We start from the raw sequence: 20,118 nt of genomic DNA on the forward strand, positions 1-20,118 counted from the left end.
AAATTATGTCGAAAATTCAGAAATCTATATTTAATAATCGAAAGCAGCAGGTCATTTTGCTGGACCTTACTTATCGTTTAATGAAAAGTGAATCCAAAAAAAGAAAAAAATGCCTCCATAACAGTTTTACGGTCTTGGAGGCATTTCTAGTACTCTTTATGGTGTTTTAATAATTTTCACTGAGTTATCTTCAACAATTGCAGTAAAGTTCTTAACTTCAGGCTGCTCAAAGATAAAGTCAGTGATGCCATCTTCGAGCTGTTCTTGAAGAACACGGCGGAGCGGTCTCGCCCCGAAAGTTGGGTGATATCCGAGTTCAATTAGCCTTTGTTTCGCTTCATTGGTCACATCTAAAGATAAACCATTTGCAGCAAGTGTTTCGTCTAGCTCGTGAATCATGATATCAACAATTTGCAGAAGATCTTCTTTCTTCAATGCAGAGAATTCAATGATGCTATCGAACCGGTTCAAGAATTCCGGTTTGAAGAAGCTGCCTAAAGATTGCAGGATGGAAGCCTCTTCCACAGCTGAACTTGTACCGAATCCCATTACTTTTTGTTTCTCACCGACTCCTGCATTACTCGTCATGATGATCACGGTATCTTTAAAAGTAACGGTCCGGCCTTGACTGTCGGTTAAGCGGCCATCTTCCATGATTTGCAGGAACATATGCATGACATCCGGATGTGCCTTTTCGATTTCATCCAATAAGATGATACTGTAAGGCTTGCGGCGAACTTTTTCCGTCAATTGTCCAGCTTCCTCATGTCCTACATATCCAGGAGGAGAACCAATTAATTTGGAAACACTGTGTTTCTCCATGAATTCACTCATGTCAAGACGAATCATAGCGTCCTTGTCCCCGAATAATTCCTCGGCAAGAGTTTTCGCCAATTCGGTTTTACCAACTCCTGTCGGACCGACGAAAAGGAAAGAACCGGTAGGACGATTTTTGGATTTTAACCCGGCACGACTTCTTCGAACGGCCTTGGATACCTTTTTGACAGCCTCTTCCTGCCCAATTACTTTTTTCATCAGCTCCGCTTGAAGATGAACCATTCTTTCTTGCTCATCTTCTTGGAGCTTACCTACAGGAATGCCGGTCTTTTGTTCGATGATATTTTGAATGTCTTCAACGGTTACGGTTGGCTTAATTGCATCTTCCCCTGCTTGCAATGACTTTTCCAGTTTTTCTTCTTCATCACGAAGAACGGCAGCTTTTTCATATGCTTCTTCTTTTAAGGCCATTTCTTTTTCTTTATAAATTTGCACTAGCCGTTCTTTCATGTTTTCTACCTGGCCGTCTTCGATGGTCAAGTTCAATTTGGAACCAGCTTCATCCATTAAGTCTATTGCCTTGTCAGGGAGGAATCGGTCTTGAATGTAGCGGTTCGAAAGTTCAACAGCCGCTTTCAGGGCTTCCTCACTATATGTTACACCATGATAAGATTCATAACTTTCTTTTAAACCGCGTAAGATGACCAATGCCTCAGCCGTTGTAGGTTCGTTAACCTGTACAGGCTGGAAACGTCTTTCAAGTGCACCGTCTTTTTCAATTTTCCTATATTCGGATAAAGTGGTTGCTCCGACAAGCTGAAGTTCGCCGCGTGCAAGTGCAGGCTTCAAGATATTTCCTGCATCCATTGATCCTTCGGCCGAACCCGCTCCCACAAGTTGATGAATTTCATCGATGAATAAAATGACATTTTTCCTTTCCTGTAATTCGCTGATCAATTCCTTCATTCTTTCTTCGAATTGCCCTCTAATTCCAGTATTGGAAACAAGGGACGCTACATCGAGCATATATACTAGCTTATTACGTAATTTAACTGGCACTGAACCTTCAACAATCGCTAAAGCAAGACCTTCAGCAATGGCTGTTTTACCGACACCAGGTTCACCGATTAAAACTGGATTATTTTTATTGCGTCTGTTTAGAACTTCAATGACGCGTTTGATTTCTTCATTTCGTCCGATTACCGGATCAATAAGTCCTGCTTTAGCAGCATCGGTCAAATTGTGGCCATACTCCTCAAGCAATCCTCCGTCCTCGCCATGTTCAGCAGAATCCGGTTTTGGTACACCTTTATAATTAAATGGATTGAATGAGTTTGGAGATCCGTTAAATTGGAATTTCCCCATATCCATTCCGCCCATAGCAGCTCCAAGTTTGTTTCGTTCTTCTTTATAACAAGTGGAGCACAGTTTCACATCATGCTCCTGACCATTCATTTTTAGGTGAACTTGAATATTAGCTTGGTTTACATGGCATTTTTCACAAAGCATGTAGTACTCCTCCTTTAAAAAATTAAATTGAAAATAAATCTTTGACCTTCTTTGACTTTCTGACTTTATTATACATTGACCTTCTTTGACTTTCAATAATTTTGTCTGGAAACTTTTTTTAAAAAAAGGAATTCCTTCGATTTGGTTTGCTTAGCATATTAAACTATCCATTTCCAGTCAACTAAAAAGCTTTCATGAATGCTTCATACTACCGATTACCCAATTCAGGACTCACCATAACCTTAAACTATTAGCAAAATGCCAATTATCTTGTCCATGTGCCTCATTCACTTTTATTTTTTAAAACAAAAAAAGACTTTATTAAGTCTCTTTATGGTTAACAATTTTTAAACGTTGGATTTCCACTCCAGGTACTCGCTTTCCTCGGGCGGTCGGGGAGCCTCCTCGGCGTCTTCGCACCTGTGGGGACTCCCCTTGACGCGCTTTTCCCGCAGGAGTCTCGAACACCCGATCCAATCATCTTTGATTTAATTTTAAGATAGAATACTTTTTTGTTTTAATACTTGAGGTGATATCGATACTCTCTTAAAAGTCCCCTCGTTGTTCAACCCATGCCATGCTTTCCTTTCCGCAATAGCTGATTCAATTCCAATAAAAAACCAAAAAGGTTTCGGAATGAATCCTTCCGAAACCTTTTTGTCTACAAATTGAAAGAGACTTCATTAAGTCTCTTAGCTTTTTTATATTAAGAGTGTTTTTCTTCTATTATATCCGTTTCGCACCGATATACTTTGGCTTCCAATAACTATTATTGGTTTTAGCGTATGACACTCCTTTTGATGATGACGAGTGTATGAATTCATTGTTTCCTATGTATATGGCCACATGTGTGGGTTTTTTCGCTGTATTTGGTGCAAAGAACATTAAGTCACCTTTTTGCAGGCTTTTAACTTTCTTTCCTTTTATATATATGTCAGCAGCAGTTCTTGGTAAATTCTTACCAGCCTTTTGATATGAATACTTCACTAAACCCGAACAATCAAAACCTGATGAAGAAATGCCACCCATTTTATATTTTGTACCTAGTTCACTTTTAGCCACTTTAATCGCTTTTATATGATATGAAGCAGCTTCCACTTGGTTTCCGGCAAAGGATGCGGTTACAAGCGTGATAGCCAATGACAATCCGACGACAATTTTCTTAAATAAATTATTTACCCCCTGATGTGATTTGCTAAACCTAATATACTAGAAAAGCTATATCACTCGCATCACAGGATCTTTACGAATATGTTACATTTAGTAGATTTAGGAAGAATGACCATATAAAACATAGAAATAAGTCGAATCAAGTGTCCATTCAATATATTGAAAAGCACCTTTAATAAAACTATCTTTTCTTCATAAAAAAACAGCGGTAAAAAACCACTGTCAAAATTCTTTTGAGAAAAATGGAAGAAATAATTTCACTCCACGTTTATTAAAAGGTAAACATTTCAAATCTGCAATTAAATGACTTATGTATCCTAATGAACAAGTGGCGAAAATTCCGTCAATCCCCATAAAGGCTTCGAATTGAAAGGCAATGATGCCAAAGAAAGCGATACCGGCAATCGAATGGGTATAACTTCTATGTGGTGTAAAGGATGCCAAGATAATATAGACTCCAAAAAGCCACAACCAGCTTTCCTGCAAAGATAAACCTCCTCCTAATACCGCTAATCCAGTCAAGGTCAGCATATGCCTTTGCCTAATGAAAGATGAAATAATGATGATTCCGATTCCTGCCCCTGCCCCGATCCACTTTTCCGTTTCAGAGCCTTCCAAAAGACTATAAATGATCATTAAAATCCCAATCGTTTGTGCTATCGTTCGGATAAACTTATGTGAAAAGGTAATCCTATTACTTAACTTCCCATCAATATCCATATCGGGCATCAGCCCTGAAACTCCCCCGATGCCCACCAAGAATAAAGTGGTGGTTGGATCTGTTTGAAGTGTGTTTGCCGTCAAGAATCCAACTGTTGCCCCTATAGCCATGTGTGCTGTCCCGTTCACTGTCTCTCTCCTGTCCCTCTAAGAAGTAATCTGCTCAAGAAAACGAATGTTTGTTCGAATCTCTGCATATCTAACTATACAACATTTTGGGGAAAATTTCTCTAGTTCTTATAAATAAAGCCAAAGAAATCAGTGATTAGAGCAAATAAAATACCTTTTCGTACATTTAAAACACTTTTTCTAATGTCTATAATTGCTTTGTTTAGGTAATTTTCATTACTCTAAATACGCAAAATATTTTTCAGTAAATTGAGGTTTTTCATGAAATTTTATCCAAAATATGAATATACTAATCTATAAGGGGAGTGATTCAGATAGCTTTTTTAAATGCCTTCAATAATTTTAAAAATGGGAAAAAGTCCAAGAAAATAAAGAACATGGATTTTCGGGAACAGCATGTAAATAAATCGTCGGAGCTCATTGGTAATAATGTAATTGTCCAAAATATAATTAACAATCACCTTTCCAAAAAAAATAACCACTTGTAGGGTGGTTTTTTTAATTATTAGGGGAAATGGTTTCATTCTTTTCCACCTTCTCACTTGCTTCGTAAATATAGTTATATTGTAAATAGTAATCGTATATGACGTTTTGCAGGATTTTAAGCAGTGATTTATCGAATGTATCGAATTCAGTTTGATAACTATTTAAGACGGTGACGAATTTCCCGTCCATGTTTTCGAAATAATGGATAAGAAAATTCTTGTAATATTCACTATCGCTATTGCTTTTATTCGTAATGCACGGATCGCCGGTTTGAATGGACTTTTCAAGCATCGCTTTGATGGATTTAGGCAGCTTTGCTTTTTTGAACTGGTTCAGGGTATAGATATCATAGGTAAAGGAAAGACCTAATTGATCGGAATAAAAATCCACGGCACAGTCCAATGTATAGATTAAGGGTGTTTTAAAGTCTTTACTGTTGGCAATTTCCTCTGATATCTCCAGTTGAAATTCCTCGGATGTTAAATAGGCTGCAAATTTCATTTTTGAACTGCTCATGCTGAATACTTCATAAACGGCTGCATCTTGTTTTTCAATTTCAATTTCGATATTAAAGAATTTAAAGTGTTTCAAACGGTAAAAAGCAATCGGGGCTAATAGGAATAGCAATATCCAAACTAGGTAAAGGAATAATGTGTTAAAGATGATTTGATAAAATTCAGATGTTACGATAGGTTCGATGATTAACGATATCAATGTATGTTCAAATCCCTGAGAAACAGGGGGGGCAGGTACAATGGTTTCCTCTGGCTTTTTTAAAGTTTGGATACCTAAATGAGCCATCGCGACTAACGTGTAAACAAAAATTAAAATTGTCCCAATCACATAAAATTTTGGCATGAATCCTATAATCCTGTCGAAAACAGAAATCCGTTTATCTTTCTGCTCCTCTATAGCCAATGTGGTTGCTCCTTTAAGATTATTAATATCAGGAAAAGTCTACAGGGACTTAGAATTTCCTGGAGACTACCTATTTAATTTATATGTTTGCAATTATGTTAAAATACGTAAAATTCGTTTAAACATTGACATATTCCAAATTACTTTCGACGTTTTCATTAAAATTAATAATAATTCGTCGTTAAAAATGCCCAACCTCTTCATTGAAAATGAAAGGATGAGCAAATGTTCAGGGTTTTATTTAGGACGACCCTTTATCGCAAATTCTTCGACCTTCCTTAGAAATAGCTCCATGGCTTTTGATGATTCGAAGTCCAACTTTTTCACGATCGAAAAAGGTCTTATTAGGGGCTCATTTTTCAAATGGAAAGTTTTCAATTCATTGGACTTCAATTCTTTTTGTACTGTCAATCGGGATAATAAGGCAATGCCGAGTCCAGCCATCACCGCTTCTTTCACTCCTTGGATACTGGTGAAAATAAAGGTTTTTTTTATGTTTAACTCCAGACTGCTCAGAAGTTTATCGGAATATGTACGGGTCCCCGATCCTTGCTCCCTAAGTACCCATGTTTGGTTTTGGAGCATATTGCCCTCGATGAGATCCATCTGTGAAAGTGGATGATCCGGGGGAACGACCACAATCATCTCGTCATTCATGAAGGGCCTGACATCTATATCTTTATAATCCGTTTCCCCTTCAATCAAGCCTATATCAAGCTTATTCGAACGGATTCCTTGAATGACATCATTTGAATTAGAGATGATGATTTGTATATCCACCATCGGATATTGTGCCGCAAATTCTGCCAATACTTTTGGAAGGTAATATTCCCCTATCGTGAAGCTTGCACCTATTTTCATCGTTCCGCTAACCACGTTATTAAATTCATTTATTTCTCTTTTTGCTGTTTCATAATGATTAAGCATTTGCTTTGCATGTCTATACAAAATTTTTCCCGGCTCAGTTATTTGAACTTGTTTGGGGGAACGATAAATTAATTTCGTTCCTAACTCATTTTCCAGATTCCTTATGTGAAGACTGACTCCTGGCTGCGACATGTTCAGGATATCCCCTGCCCTTGAAAAGTTTTGCTGTTCGATTACAGTTACGAATACTTTTAACGGATCCATTGTTACCTCCTTATTTTCCTATGCGTTTCATTTTACCATAAGTAGAAGTAATCATTGAAATAGCAAAAATATATTTCACTTATTTTTAATTTAGTTTTAAAGTTAAAGCATCAACATAGATGGAGTGATCACACTGGAACAAATAAAAGTTGAAACTAGAAAACTCGGATTTACAAAAGGAATAGCATTGACTTTGCTAATTGCCATTGCAGCAAAATACTTAGCGGTGCTTCCATTTCTTCATATAATGGGACAGCTAGTCATTGCAATACTGATTGGTGTTGTTTGGAAATCGCTAATCGGTGTCCCGGCTTACGCCGTTGCAGGGACAAATTATTCAAGTAAAGTCCTTTTGAGAGTGGGCATTATCTTATTGGGTATGCGCTTGAACCTAAAGGATATTATTTATGCCGGTCCGAAAACATTTGCAGTTGGCGCCATTAGTCTTGCATTTGGTATATTAGTAGTTTATGGATTGACCCGCCTATTTAATGTTGAGAAAAAGCTTGGCATATTGACAGCTTGCGGAACGGGAATTTGCGGAGCTGCTGCCATACTGGCAATTTCCTCCCAAATAAAAGCAAAAGAAAAAGATACAGCAATAGCTGTAGCGACGGTTGCTGTATTAGGTACAACCTTCACCTTCGGATATACGGTCCTATATCCATTATTGGAGTTATCCGATCAAGGATATGGTATTTTTTCCGGTGCGACACTCCATGAAATTGCTCACGTCATCGCTGCTGCGGCACCGGGGGGGAATGAGGCTGTCGACTTGGCAGTGGTGGTCAAATTAACTAGGGTGGCCCTGCTTATACCCGTTGCCATTTTAATTGGATTCATCATGAATTGGAAAGAACGATCAACGGTTACCGGAAAGAAATTTTCCTGGAAATCCATTCAGATACCATGGTTCATTTTTGGGTTTTTATTGATGAGTGCCATTTATTCTTCAGGTGCAGTTCCTGAACCTTTGGCCGAAATGCTTGTTATGCTTTCCTATATCCTCATGGCAATGGCGATGGCGGGACTAGGATTGAATATTGACCTTGTCACTTTTAGGAAATATGGCGGTAAACCTTTTATTGCTGGACTGATTGGCTCTATATTATTGAGTTGCCTCGGCTATGTATTGGTTCAGGCTTTCCATTTAAATTAATTTTTCTATTTAAACAAGCATCCCTTAATCGGCATGCTTGTCTTTTTCTATTGGATGCGGAACATTGGCACCATAAAAAATTTCATCCATTTCTGTTTGAAGCCTTTCTATAATTTCTTGCCTTTCCTCTTTATTCAGTTTTTCCTCTGTATAATTGAATAAATAATTATTAATATCGAACCTTTTCAGCTTACATTTCGTATGGAATATATTTTCTTGGTATACATTTACATCGATCATGTCATATAAACCTTTTACTTCATCAGGAATATAGTTTTGAATGGAATTAATATCATGGTCAATGAACAATTTCCGCCCATCTTTATCTCTCGTAAATCCTCTTACTCGGTAATCGATCGTGATAATGTCGGTATCGAAGGAATGAATGAGATAATTAAGGGCTTTAAGGGGTGATATTTCTCCACATGTAGAGACATCGATATCGGCCCTGAATGTGCTAATGCCTTCATTTGGATGGTATTCAGGGTATGTATGTACGGTAATATGGCTTTTATCCAGTTGCATGACCACATTATCAGGTAAAGGCCCTGGTGATTCCTCATAAGTCCCCCTAGGTACTTCGACGACAGGTCCTTCTGAAACAAGAATGGTTACACTGGCGCCTTGAGGGACATAATCCTGTTTGGCCGTATTTAAAACATGCGCCCCTATTAAATCCGCAACATTGTGCAGGATCTTCGAAAGCCGCTCTGCATTATATTGTTCATCGATATAATCCAGGTAGGACTCCCTCTCTTCCCTGGTTTTTGTATAACAAATATCATACATATTAAAGCTTAAAGATTTAGTAAGATTATTAAAGCCATGAAGTTCAATACGCTGCTCAGGTGTAAGTTTCATGAATGATTCCCCTTATACTTTTTTTAGGACTACCCTTATAGTTACCCTTTTCGTGAAATAAAAAACTAAATCTGCCAGTCAAAGCTTCTGACTTCTAATCGGTAAGCTAAGAAAAAGCCATTGCATTAACATGCAACGGCTTTTTTATTTTCCTGATTTGTTCTAGGCAGTATGAACTTTTTTCTTCTTTATCGGTGAAAGAATCCGTTCCAGCCATCCGAGTAAAAGATCCGAGAGAATGGCCATCAATGCCGTCGGAATTGCTCCTGCAAGTATGATTGCCGTTCCATTTGACGCATTCGTTCCCCTGACAATGATATCTCCCAGTCCGCCTGCCCCTACGAATGTACCGACAGCAGTTACCCCAATTGCAACGACAAGAGCTGTACGTAAGCCAGCCATGATGACAGATAGAGATAATGGCAGTTCGACCATTCTTAGTAACTGGAGCTTTGTCATTCCCATTGCCTTTCCAGATTCTAAATAAGCATGATCTATACTTGTAATCCCGACATACGTGTTTCTCAGGATTGGCAATAATGAATACAAAAACAACGATAAGATTACCGTATTTGTCCCCAGCCCCATCACTAGCATCAGGAGTGCAAGCATAGCCAATGCTGGTATGGTTTGTATGACATTCGTTATCGAAAATACCCAATTACTCAATTTCTTATGTTTCGCGATGAAAATGCCTATCGGGATGGCTACAATTGCTGCAAATAACACTCCATAAGCAGACATTAAAAAATGGCGATAAAACTCAGTAAGAACATACATCCAATTTTGGGAATAATACGTTCCCAACTGTTGCAAGGTTTCCATTAGTTTGCACCTCCCAATTATTCAAAATATTTATGTGCTTTAAGGAATTCCGATGCTACGACCGATGGCTCCTTCAAGTTCCCATCCACTTCATAATTCAGTTCCTGCATGGTTTCAGTAGTGATCTCGCCAATTAACTTGTTAAGTTCCTCTTCAATTTCAGGATGCCGTTCCAATAATTCTTCAGTAACGACCGGTGAACAGTCATATGGAGGGAAATATTGTTTATCATCTTCTAAGAGCTTCAAATCATTAACCTTAATCCGTCCATCTGAGGAATATGCAAGGACAATATCCATCTGACCATTTTTGACTGCATCGTAAACCAAGCCAATCTGCATCGGATAAGTTTCGCCAAACTCCAATCCATATGTATCGACGAATCCTTTATAACCATCCCCTTTTCTTTTCAGCCAAGCACTATCCACACCTAACCTTAAATTATCTGCATCCTTTTCCAAATCCGATATTCTCTGATACCCTTTTTCCTCAGCCAATTCATTTGAAATCGTAAAGGCATATGTGTTATCGAATCCATAAGAATCAAAAAATTTGAATCCATATTGTTCCTTGAATTCCCTTTGAACAATTTCCATCGCCTTTACTGGGTCCTTTTCGATTTCCTGTCCCAAGACACTCGTTAAATCAGTCCCTGTATATCTAGTTGCGGCTATATCTATATCACCGGTCTCCATCGCTTTTTGCTGAACGAAATTCGAACCTAGATTTTTGATGATTTTCGTATCAAGTTCCGTATTCCTTTCAAGGAGTTGAGCGATCATGTTCGCCAGGATTTCGGATTCGGTCATGCTTTGGGCACCGATCTTTACAGTAGTCTCAGAAGATGACCCTAGACCAGGCAAAGAACAGCCGGTGATCATTAATGCACAAACGATAAGGGCCATTAAAATTGTATTTCTTATTTTTTTATTCATGGTAATCCTCCTCAAGCAACTTCCTTCATGCCTTTCAAGCCTTTTGGTACGACTTTTCGCTCTATGATCGAGAATACATAATCAACCAGGATAGCCATGACGATTACCGGAACTGCACCAGCGATGATATATTCTGTTTGGTATAAATTCAAACCGATAAAAATGTAATCTCCCAAGCCCCCGCCTCCAATAAAGGAAGCTAAGGTGGCCCATCCAATTAAATAGACGGAAGCCGTACGGATACCAGCCATAATGACGGAAAGTGCAAGCGGGAATTCCACCAGACGAATCCTCTCCCAACTTGACATCCCGATGCCCCGTCCGGATTCCAGCAGATTTTCATTTACTCCTTTAATGCCTGTGTATGTATTCCTGAGTATGGGTAAAACGGAATAGAAAAATAACGCAATGATTGCGGGTGTTTTCCCAACGCCAAGGAAAGGAATGAAAAAGGCGAGAACCGCTAAGCTTGGCAATGTCTGCATAATATTCGCAATTCCGATTATAATCGATGCGCTCCTTTTCATTCGTGTCAACATTATCCCTAGAGGTACAGCGACTATTATTCCAAGGAAAACAGCGATTATGGAAATATATAAGTGCTCCCATGCTTTAAAGATCAATTCTTGCCAGTTCGTTTGTAAAAAATCGAGCATTGTTTCCATCTCTTACACCTCCTAACACATTTCTACTACTTCTGCCACTTGATTTTCTTCCTCTCCCCAAATGCTGTCATATACGATGTCGACCAATGTAGCTCTAGTGACAATTCCGACCAAATGTTTATTTTGGTCAACTACAGGCACGTATTTGAAACCTCGTTTTAAAATCTTTTGAACGGAATCACGGATTAAAGTATCCTGTTTCACTGAATAGACTTCAGTATTGATGACTTCGCTGATAAATTTAGCTTTTTTTCGATATTCACTGATCGTTTCAACATCTACAAACCCTTTCAAAACATTTTGCTCATCGACCACAAGTAAAGAATCGACCCTTTTCTCGCGCATTATCGTAATAGCAGCGGTAAGGGATTTTTCCTCTGTAATGGAAATTGGGTTTCGACTCATGATTTGTTCAACCAACTCAACATTGGGTCTTGTTTGAAGCAAACGATCTTTGCCGATGAATTCTTCAACAAACTCATTGGCTGGGTTTCTGAGGATTTCATCCGGTGTTCCCACTTGGACGATTTCACCAGCCTTTAAGATGACGATCCTGTCGGCTAGTTTAATGGCTTCATCCATATCATGCGTAACAAAAACGATTGTTTTATCAAGTGTGCGCTGCAGATTTTTAAACTCCTCCTGAAGGGCATCGCGGGTGATTGGATCTAGTGCGCCAAAAGGTTCATCCATTAAAATGAGTGGAGGATTGGAAGCAAGTGCTCTGAGAACGCCTATCCTTTGTTGCTGCCCGCCGCTCAATTCGTAGGGATACCTTTCCAGGTATTCGGGTCCCATATCGACAAGCTGAAGCAATTCCAGTGCGCGTTCCTTCTTCTTCTGGTCATTCCATTTAAGAAGTTTTGGAACGAGGGTGATATTTTCAAGAATGGTCATGTGAGGGAAAAGGCCGATTTGCTGGATAACGTACCCGATCTGTCTTCTAAGCTCGACTGGGTCTTTATCCATGATATTTTCACCATTAATAAGTATCTTGCCTTCAGATGGTTCGATAAGACGGTTAATCATTTTCATTGTCGTTGTCTTTCCACATCCACTCGGACCAATGAAGCAAATGAACTCCCCTTTTTTAATATCCAATGATATATTTTTTACAGCTTTCTTTCCTCCCTTGTAGATTTTCGATACATTTTCGATTTTTAACATAAAAAGCACCTCCATCATTCGCATACAATTACAAATTTTACAAAAATATTAATTTTTCATATGCACAGTCTCTTGTACCCATAAGGTAAACTGCTTAAACCTTTTTTTATAAAAAACTAGTTCATTGTATTTATATTGAAAAAATGGTAAAAAAAACTGCCCCATCTTAATTGAGGCAGTTGGATAGATTTATAGTATTAAAAATGAATTAAAATCCTATATTTTTAGCAATCAGGGTTTTTATGGTTTCATCTGTCCCTGTAAAGAATGTTGGCAAAGAAATGTCCCGATGACGCCGGGCAATTTTATCGTCACCCATACTTCCGTAACGATCATGCAACTGCATGCACTTATCAGATATTCGCTTAGACATCCCCGTTATCCATTGTTTAGCCATCGATACTTCAGTTATGATATTCTCCCCAGTCATATGTTTACAGATCAACCCATCAATAAACGTTCTTCCCAGTTGAATATCTGTCGCTATTTCAGCGATGGTAAACTGTGCATTTTTAAATGCACTTCTTTTATTATCAATTGCTTTTTGACTTTTTATAAAATTCATCGTCAAGTGAAGCATGTCTTTTGCAGCCATTATAGAACTGATCGCACAGATTAGTCTTTCCTGCTGCAATTTTTGCATGATATATGAAAGGCCCTTCCCTTCCTCCCCAAGGAGGTTGCCAACTGGAACTGGAGCATCATCGAAAAATAGTTCGGCTGTACCTAGGCTTCCCTGTTCTGGTTTACTAAGCTTTCTACCCCGTGATAGACCAGGTGTATCTTTATCAATAAGCAGTAGACTGATTCCGTCCTTGGGAGGAACAGCATTTAGATCTGTTTTGCATGCTACTATCATGAAGTCAGCTTTAAAGCCATTTGTAACGAACTTTTTGGCTCCATTGAGAAGATAATAGCCATCTTTCTTGATGGCTGTGGTTTGAATATCAGCTAATTCCGATCCCATTTCCGGCTCTGTCCATGCAAAGGCAGAAATCATTTCCCCTGTAATGAACTTTGGTAAATATCTTTGTTTTTGATCTATTGTCCCGAATGAAGCAATATAAGGGGCTACAACATCAGAATGAATGGATATTCCCCCCAAGGCTGAACCCACCCTCTCCAATTCCTCTGCCAGCACAACAGAATATCCAAAATTTGCTCCTATTCCACCGAATTCCACTTCAATCCATGGACATAAAAATCCATTATTGCCTACCTTTTCCCAAAATGAGTAAGGTATTTCCCCCTCTTTTTCCCATTGATCATAAAAGGGGACAGCCTCCTTGGCGAGAAATTCACGAATTGATTGTTTAAATAATAGGTGTTCTTCCGTTAGAAAGGAACGGGAATCATCCTTATTGATTGCCATCGTGCTAACCATTGGCTAACCTCCATTCTTTTTTTACTGATAATTACTACCATAAACAAATAAAATATGTTAAACGCCTCGATGTAAACGGTTACAATTTCAAACAATTAAAATGTTCCTCAATATTCATGTTCAACAAAAGTATGGAATTCCCTTTTAAAAATCTATTTTTTTCCATTTTAAATGATTTGATTATGACTTAACTGCTTGAATTTGGTTTTTAACTTATATTCTGTCGAGGTTATTCTTGGAATACAAAATGTAATAAATAGACAATTCTTCTTTTTACGCTCAAATCTCATTCTTTTTTTGCTTAATACAATGGTTTTTTAACAGCCTTCGTTAGTGAAATATACCAGCTAATAGCATGTCAATATCCTTCTCTAAAAGATTCATTTCCCTTAGATCTACTATTTTGGGCCATGCCCAATAACCCTCCAAAACCTTTTTGGAAGGATATTTCTCTGATTCAGTTAATTAGGCAACATCCAGGAACGTTTCTTTTCTCTTTAATAAACTGTAATTCCTAATAATATAGACAATAATTCCAGGTTTTTCAAACACGATTATTGACTGTTAAATCTTTCTTGGTTTATATTAATTCCTTCATAACATCTTTTTTGGTAAGAACAGCTTTTGCAAACTGCTAAGGAATCCGTCTTCAAATACTTTTTGGGTTCTTGTAAAAGATTCTTGATCATGTTCAGGTATTCCAATCCACCAGAAACATCTTTCTTGGTTGGTATAAATGTTTCTTTTTTACCTTCTATAAGCGAGTATATATCTATTCTTTCCGGTAATTGACCAAATGCCTTTTCACAAAATACCGAAATCATATTATTAAATAAAAGATTCATTTCTTCATCTGTATCAACTAAATACTTCTTTATGATGAATGAGTTGCCTGACCATTCTGCCACTTCAAAAGTTAAGGAAAGTTCGGTACCCAACTCATCCATATTCATGTTAAATTTTTCATATAAAAACAAAGGTGGATTTTCAATTCCTTCAGTAGTTAAACATTGGAGTAAATGATCTGTAATATTAGCAAGAGCCTTATAATAATGAATCTTCGACTCGAACTGACGTACTTCAATGGCACTCCAATGATCATCTATGAACTCCAAAACCTTCTTAGTCGTCTGACTTTTTGGAGGAAGTTTATAATATCGACTTACAACTTGATTAACCACAACTTGAACCATCTTCCTCCAATCCGATTGTGTGGTGATTTTTCCTTCTATATGAAAATAGTAAAATTGATAAGGACATATGATAAAATCCTGTAAATGATAATCAGTTAAAGTAGCAATGGAAATCCGATGTTCCCTACCGATCATTCCCTTCTCCTCTCTCTCCTCATAAAATTTCAAATTCTATATTGAAGTGACAAAACTATTCTTAATAAATTCCCTCCCGAAATTTTGGCAGTTCTTAATATCCTCATCATCTGGGGTTAATTCTACTTTTAAACCTTCCAGGACGATAGCAGCACCTTGTTCCCTTAATTTCCCTGTCAAAATATCTACGGCTGCACCATATTGTGGGTAAGCTGAATCGCAGGAACCAAACGCCGCAGCCTTCTTTCCAGTTAGATCAATATGATTCATATCCTCATAAAAGTCTAAAAAATCATCGGGTAACTCCCCGTCTCCCCACGTATATGCTCCTAATATGATCCCATCGTAATCTTCAAGCATGGAAGCTACAGGACCATCCATAATATCCATCTTTTCGATACTCACATCACTGATTTCTGTGATTCCTTCTGCAATGGTATTCGCCATTTCTTCTGTATTCCACTCATACTGGCAAAAATTATAATGATTTTAGACATGATAAGTTCCCCTTCCAACATCTCGAACGATTTATTGTTTTTATGTTATATGTACATGAAATTTGTTTTCTTAAAAAGCATGTACATCATCAGAGTTCATTTTATTCTTAATTTTTTGTACGTTGCTCAGTTCATCGGAAAATGAAAGAAATGACTCCCTATCATGTGCATCGAGTGCTTCGTTTAGTTTAAAACTCAAATGGTTAATTTTAAGGTTCAAATCCAAAATGGAGCAAATGCTGCCCTTGGAATACAGTTCCTCGATATCTTCCACGTGCATAAAAAACTGAAACTCGTTGTTGACAACTATTAAGGAATGCCATCCTAGGCAATCAATGTACTTCCGTTCATTTGTAATTGTCCAAACATCTCCTTGAAGAAACTCAATTATATGTTGGTGCCTTTGACCCGGGCAGCAGCAGCTTACTTCATGCTGAAATAGTTCTAAAATTATAAAATTTTTATCCATAGGTGCTCCTCCTTCACTCACATTCAGTTTTTTTGAATTCTTCTTTTACCTTGGCACTTGGTCAGTCCGTTCGTTTTTGACAGAGGTACCGCCTATTCGAAATTCATTTTATAAACATGCAGAGACTTAATTGAAATTGATAATCATTTTCAATTAGTATTTTATGTGATAATGATTATCATTGTCAATATATTTTAGCTAAGTTTTCATATTTTTGTTTTGTTGCCTCGGAAAAATAGAAGCCTAACTACCGCTGCCAAGTACAAAAAAATACTCTGGAGAATAACTCATCCCAGAGTATTTTTTTTACGCTATACAACTATTTTATCGTCTTTATCCCTTACCCGGTTTAAAAGCAGGAAGCTGTCCTGCCGCTATATTCCTTCGCATTCTAAAAAGTGCATTCTTTATTCCTACACTACTTTTTATCCTTGTATTTTCCCATTAATGACAACACACTTCCCATTTGTTTGCTTCTTTATCATCCTTCCATCCTTGATGTATACAGTGTAAGTATTATTGACTTTAGCATCTAATCTTGCTAGGTCTCCCGATATTGCTATGATATTTTTGACAGCTTCCCTCTTCAGATTTTCGATAACTTTCTTTTTCCATTGTTCCCGTTTTATTTCATCAACCATCAGGATCACATCCTTCTTGTTTGATTTATGTCTTCTCCCTGATATAGAGTATTACATTTTTATTATCTTGTTACCCTTATGCTTTTCCTTATTAATCCGTTTCGAATTCTTTTTTTGTTTTAATATCATAACAGGTTACGGTAAAATGAGTGAATGATTCAGGTACAAGCTTTTTTAGCAGGAAATAATCTATGGTAACTATGCAAGAGTTTTCCTCATAAAAATGTTTTATGGTATGATAGTTAGATTGTTTTTCCACCCTGTGACAACTTTACATTCATCAAGGAAAGAGGTATTTATGCACACCACAGAATTAACCAAGCGGCATTGGCTGCTCATCTTAACACTTACTTTATTAACATTTGTTCTCGGGACAAGCGAATTTGTTATCGTCGGGATCTTAACCGATATTTCCTCGAGTCTCCATATTACCAATGCAAAAGCAGGCACACTCGTTTCTGCGTTTGCCATTACGTTTGCCATTGCCACACCGCTCGTGATGTCGGCAACCAGCCATTTTCCAAAACGGAAATGGATGTTGTTTTTGATAGGTTTGTTCATCATCCTGAATGCTTTGTGCGTGATTTCGACGACCTACGTCATGCTCCTTGCACTTCGGATGATGACTGCGATTGTAACAGGAGTTTTAATTTCTCTTGCCATGATCGTTGCCAGTGAAAACATGCCAATCGCAAAACGTGGACTTGCTATTTCATTCGTTTTCGGTGGTTTTACACTTGCAAACGTGATCGGAGTACCAATTGGCACTGTCATCGCCGAAAGGTACGACTGGAATGCAACCTTCCTGTTAACGACTTTACTCGGAGCTATTGCATTTTTGGCATCTTTCTTCATTTTGCCTACTATGCACAGTCCATTCCGCAGTTCAATGCGTGATCAATTTTCTTTGTTGACACACCCGCGAATCTTAATGGCTTTTTTCATTCCATCACTTGGATTTGGAGCGACGTATGCCGTTTATACGTATCTTGTTCCGATCCTGAAAGGAATGGAAGCACCAAGTGGTTCCATCAGTTGGATCTTGTTTGGCTACGGATTCATTTCCATTTTCAGCAACATACTCGCTGGTAAAATTGCCAGCTACAATGCCATCGGACGCCTCCGGTTTGTTTTTCTCGTGCAAGCAGTTGTCCTGATCAGTTTATATTGGACGACAGATAATTTTATCTTTGGCTTGGTTAACATTAGTTTGATGTCATTAATGGCCATCCTTTTAACAACATCTACCCAGCTATATTTAATAGACCTAGCAGGTATTTATCAACCTAAAGCTACAGGATTGGCCGCTTCACTGATGCCTGTGGCAAGCAATGTCGGTATCGCCTTTGGTTCCGCATTAGGCGGAATTGTTTACCATCAGGGAAATTTGATGAGTGTCACATGGGTAGGCGGGCTGATTGCTATCTTGGCAAGTCTTTTAACTTTCCTGAGTCATCGCTTAGACCAGAAACAAAAGCAGGCAGCATAAGATGTTAAAGAATTGAGGCGAATAGTTTATAAACATCAATTATCAAGGCTTTTTTCACATACTTTGTTGCTATTTACCAGGTAGTGAGTTGTGGTTGCTTCCCCTCCAGATACTCGCTTTCCTCGGGGCGGGCGGTGAGCCTCCTCGGCGTAAACGCCTGTGGGGTCTCACCTGTCCCGCTGCTCCCGCAGGAGTCTCGCACTTCCGCTCCAATCAACCTTAAATAGTTTCGTTTTAAAAACAACAATCTTTACGAAAAGAGCCATAATTAAAAAGAAAACCGGTCATTTGAGTTCGGTTTCATTTTTTTTAGGCTTTTTTGAATTCATCTATTTCTTTATAGTGAAATATTAAAATTGTAGTTCATCATATAGAAGATTTGTTTAATACAGAATAGATCTTTGGGTGAAATTTCTCCATTACTCAAAATTTATTAATCATACTGTCAAACTTCTTTTGAATTCATAACTGAGGAATATGGCTTGGCATAATTTAAAAACCTCATGACTTATGGTGCGGTTCCACTACTGCAAGGCCTGGGTGTAGCCTTTGTTAGGAACGGAGAAAAGTTAATATATAAGTTGACCCTTCAAGAAACCTGCCTCTCTAGTTGCATAAGAAAAGGAGCTGCTGAGCTTTCGGTAATGAAGGGAAAACACCATGTTCGTTTAAGTAAAACTCTTCACAATCTACCTAGCATAATCAATATAAATACAAATTCACCTCCAAGAACTAGAGGTGGGGATAGGAATCAATTAAACTTTACATAGTCCCCTTCTTTGATTTGATTCTTTTCAAACCATCCAAGATTCACTTCAATTGCATAATAATAAAACATTCCTGGATCATAGGTAGGGCAATAATCCTCTATACAAGGTTCCATATCAAGTATTTTTATTATTACCCCATATGAATCAAGAAAAGCGATGGATAAAGGGATAAATGTGTTCTTCATCCAAAATCCACCATATATTTCTTCTGAAAACACAAATAACATCCCCTCATTTTCGGGTAATTTTCCGACAAACATCAAGCCCTTTTCTCTTTTTCTTTGAGTATCTGCAACTTGAACAGTTAATCCAGTTACCTTGTTTCCACTGATTATTTTTATCACTTTTGTTTTAATTCTATTTTTCATGTTCACTCACCTTCGCAGGGAATAGACCTTATTTCAAAAAAAGAAAATGTCAATCTCATGAACTTCTTTTAAGACAGCAACTTTCTTTCCCTGCTTCTAAAGAATAAAAGGGAAGAAAGTTGATCATGAAGCGAATATAGGAAAAAATAACTAAGCAGGGTCCATTTGACTTCTAATACTTTATTCCATGACTTTTAAATTTAATACCCTGTTTTTAAAAATCACAGCAACAGTATATAATCACAACTTTTAGTTGTTTTCCCTGCTTCTTATGTTCAGTAATGAATATCAAAACCTGCTGTCCGTATAGCAACTCAAAGGACTGAGTGACGGTTACTCCAGTTCCTTTATGATTTCACCAAGTCCACCGGAAAGTGATGGAGACACCGTAGGGAACCAGATCGGGTTCCAGGCTATATAAAGATATCTTTATAACATTACTATGCCATAGTTAATATAGGCAGTTTTTTGTTTGAATGTACGATTATGTATGATTTTCAATGAATGTACTTGTCTTACTTTTTAAGACTTTATGGCCTCAACATGGGTGCCGATGAGAATCCTAAAAAAACCCTCCCTATTTAGCACCTTTCATAAGACCCATCCTAGGGCCTGTACAACTGTACTACGTAACGTCATACGGTATCAGCAAGGCTACTATCATAGGGGGATTTGGTGAATTGGAATAGTATATTATATGCTCAATATTTCAGTTAGTGT

At 37.8% G+C, this 20,118-nt stretch carries 17 protein-coding genes and 1 pseudogene; 2 read left to right on the forward strand and 16 right to left on the reverse strand.

Translation table 11 applies throughout. The features are described 5' to 3' along the window. Positions 1–156: 156 nt before the first annotated feature. The 5 genes from AC0VX1_RS13155 to AC0VX1_RS13175 form a co-directional block, all read right to left on the reverse strand. Positions 157–2,286 (reverse strand): ATP-dependent Clp protease ATP-binding subunit, encoded by a 2,130-nt coding sequence (locus tag AC0VX1_RS13155; RefSeq protein ID WP_475471653.1) that lies wholly within the window; start codon positions 2,284–2,286, stop codon positions 157–159. Between the two features lie 726 nt (positions 2,287–3,012). Beyond that, a complete protein-coding gene (locus AC0VX1_RS13160) occupies positions 3,013–3,432 on the reverse strand; it encodes a C40 family peptidase (protein WP_475471655.1) in 420 nt (139 codons plus the stop codon). Positions 3,433–3,678: 246 nt separating this feature from the next. Beyond that, the gene (locus tag AC0VX1_RS13165) at positions 3,679–4,305 is read right to left on the reverse strand and encodes a metal-dependent hydrolase (RefSeq protein WP_098185970.1); all 627 of its coding nucleotides are present in this window, start codon (positions 4,303–4,305) and stop codon (positions 3,679–3,681) included. Positions 4,306–4,803: 498 nt separating this feature from the next. Then, entirely contained in the window at positions 4,804–5,709 is a 906-nt protein-coding gene (locus tag AC0VX1_RS13170; protein WP_063591086.1) for a hypothetical protein, read from the reverse strand. Positions 5,710–5,946: 237 nt separating this feature from the next. Next, complete coding sequence (locus AC0VX1_RS13175; RefSeq protein ID WP_475471657.1) at positions 5,947–6,840, reverse strand: selenium metabolism-associated LysR family transcriptional regulator; 894 nt, start codon at positions 6,838–6,840, stop codon at positions 5,947–5,949. Between the two features lie 133 nt (positions 6,841–6,973). Here AC0VX1_RS13175 and AC0VX1_RS13180 point away from each other — a divergent pair, with 133 nt between their 5' ends. Next, positions 6,974–7,999, forward strand: a complete 1,026-nt coding sequence (locus AC0VX1_RS13180; protein ID WP_475471772.1) for a YeiH family protein — start codon at positions 6,974–6,976, stop codon at positions 7,997–7,999. A gap of 24 nt (positions 8,000–8,023) precedes the next feature. Here AC0VX1_RS13180 and speD read toward each other — a convergent pair whose 3' ends face one another. The 10 genes and pseudogenes from speD to AC0VX1_RS13230 form a co-directional block, all read right to left on the reverse strand. Further along, positions 8,024–8,860: an adenosylmethionine decarboxylase gene (gene speD, locus AC0VX1_RS13185; protein ID WP_475471660.1), complete on the reverse strand. Its 837-nt coding sequence runs from the start codon at positions 8,858–8,860 to the stop codon at positions 8,024–8,026. Positions 8,861–9,022: 162 nt separating this feature from the next. Next, positions 9,023–9,685 carry an ABC transporter permease gene (locus AC0VX1_RS13190; protein ID WP_034306858.1) on the reverse strand — a complete coding sequence of 221 codons (663 nt, stop codon included), beginning with the start codon at positions 9,683–9,685 and terminating at the stop codon, positions 9,023–9,025. Between the two features lie 17 nt (positions 9,686–9,702). Then, on the reverse strand, positions 9,703–10,620 hold the full coding sequence (locus AC0VX1_RS13195) for an osmoprotectant ABC transporter substrate-binding protein (RefSeq protein ID WP_413022617.1): 918 nt from the start codon (positions 10,618–10,620) through the stop codon (positions 9,703–9,705). A gap of 11 nt (positions 10,621–10,631) precedes the next feature. Continuing rightward, positions 10,632–11,285 (reverse strand): ABC transporter permease, encoded by a 654-nt coding sequence (locus AC0VX1_RS13200; protein ID WP_475471663.1) that lies wholly within the window; start codon positions 11,283–11,285, stop codon positions 10,632–10,634. A 12-nt stretch (positions 11,286–11,297) separates the two neighbouring features. After that, entirely contained in the window at positions 11,298–12,452 is a 1,155-nt protein-coding gene (locus AC0VX1_RS13205; protein ID WP_475471665.1) for a betaine/proline/choline family ABC transporter ATP-binding protein, read from the reverse strand. Positions 12,453–12,660: 208 nt separating this feature from the next. Then, complete coding sequence (locus AC0VX1_RS13210) at positions 12,661–13,836, reverse strand: acyl-CoA dehydrogenase family protein (protein WP_475471667.1); 1,176 nt, start codon at positions 13,834–13,836, stop codon at positions 12,661–12,663. A gap of 554 nt (positions 13,837–14,390) precedes the next feature. Continuing rightward, a complete protein-coding gene (locus AC0VX1_RS13215; protein WP_475471669.1) occupies positions 14,391–15,164 on the reverse strand; it encodes a hypothetical protein in 774 nt (257 codons plus the stop codon). A gap of 36 nt (positions 15,165–15,200) precedes the next feature. Then, positions 15,201–15,661, reverse strand: a pseudogene (locus tag AC0VX1_RS13220) (flavodoxin). Positions 15,662–15,731: 70 nt separating this feature from the next. Next, a complete protein-coding gene (locus AC0VX1_RS13225; RefSeq protein WP_413022622.1) occupies positions 15,732–16,130 on the reverse strand; it encodes a hypothetical protein in 399 nt (132 codons plus the stop codon). A gap of 425 nt (positions 16,131–16,555) precedes the next feature. After that, on the reverse strand, positions 16,556–16,771 hold the full coding sequence (locus AC0VX1_RS13230) for a hypothetical protein (protein WP_098936455.1): 216 nt from the start codon (positions 16,769–16,771) through the stop codon (positions 16,556–16,558). A 298-nt stretch (positions 16,772–17,069) separates the two neighbouring features. On the opposite strand from AC0VX1_RS13230, the gene AC0VX1_RS13235 reads away from it, so the two are divergent. Next, complete coding sequence (locus AC0VX1_RS13235) at positions 17,070–18,260, forward strand: MFS transporter (RefSeq protein ID WP_098185960.1); 1,191 nt, start codon at positions 17,070–17,072, stop codon at positions 18,258–18,260. Between the two features lie 751 nt (positions 18,261–19,011). Here AC0VX1_RS13235 and AC0VX1_RS13240 read toward each other — a convergent pair. Continuing rightward, entirely contained in the window at positions 19,012–19,398 is a 387-nt protein-coding gene (locus AC0VX1_RS13240; RefSeq protein WP_413022624.1) for a DUF192 domain-containing protein, read from the reverse strand. Between the last annotated feature and the right edge of the window lie 720 nt (positions 19,399–20,118).

Source organism: Peribacillus sp. QJM3NY_7 (assembly GCF_056173225.1).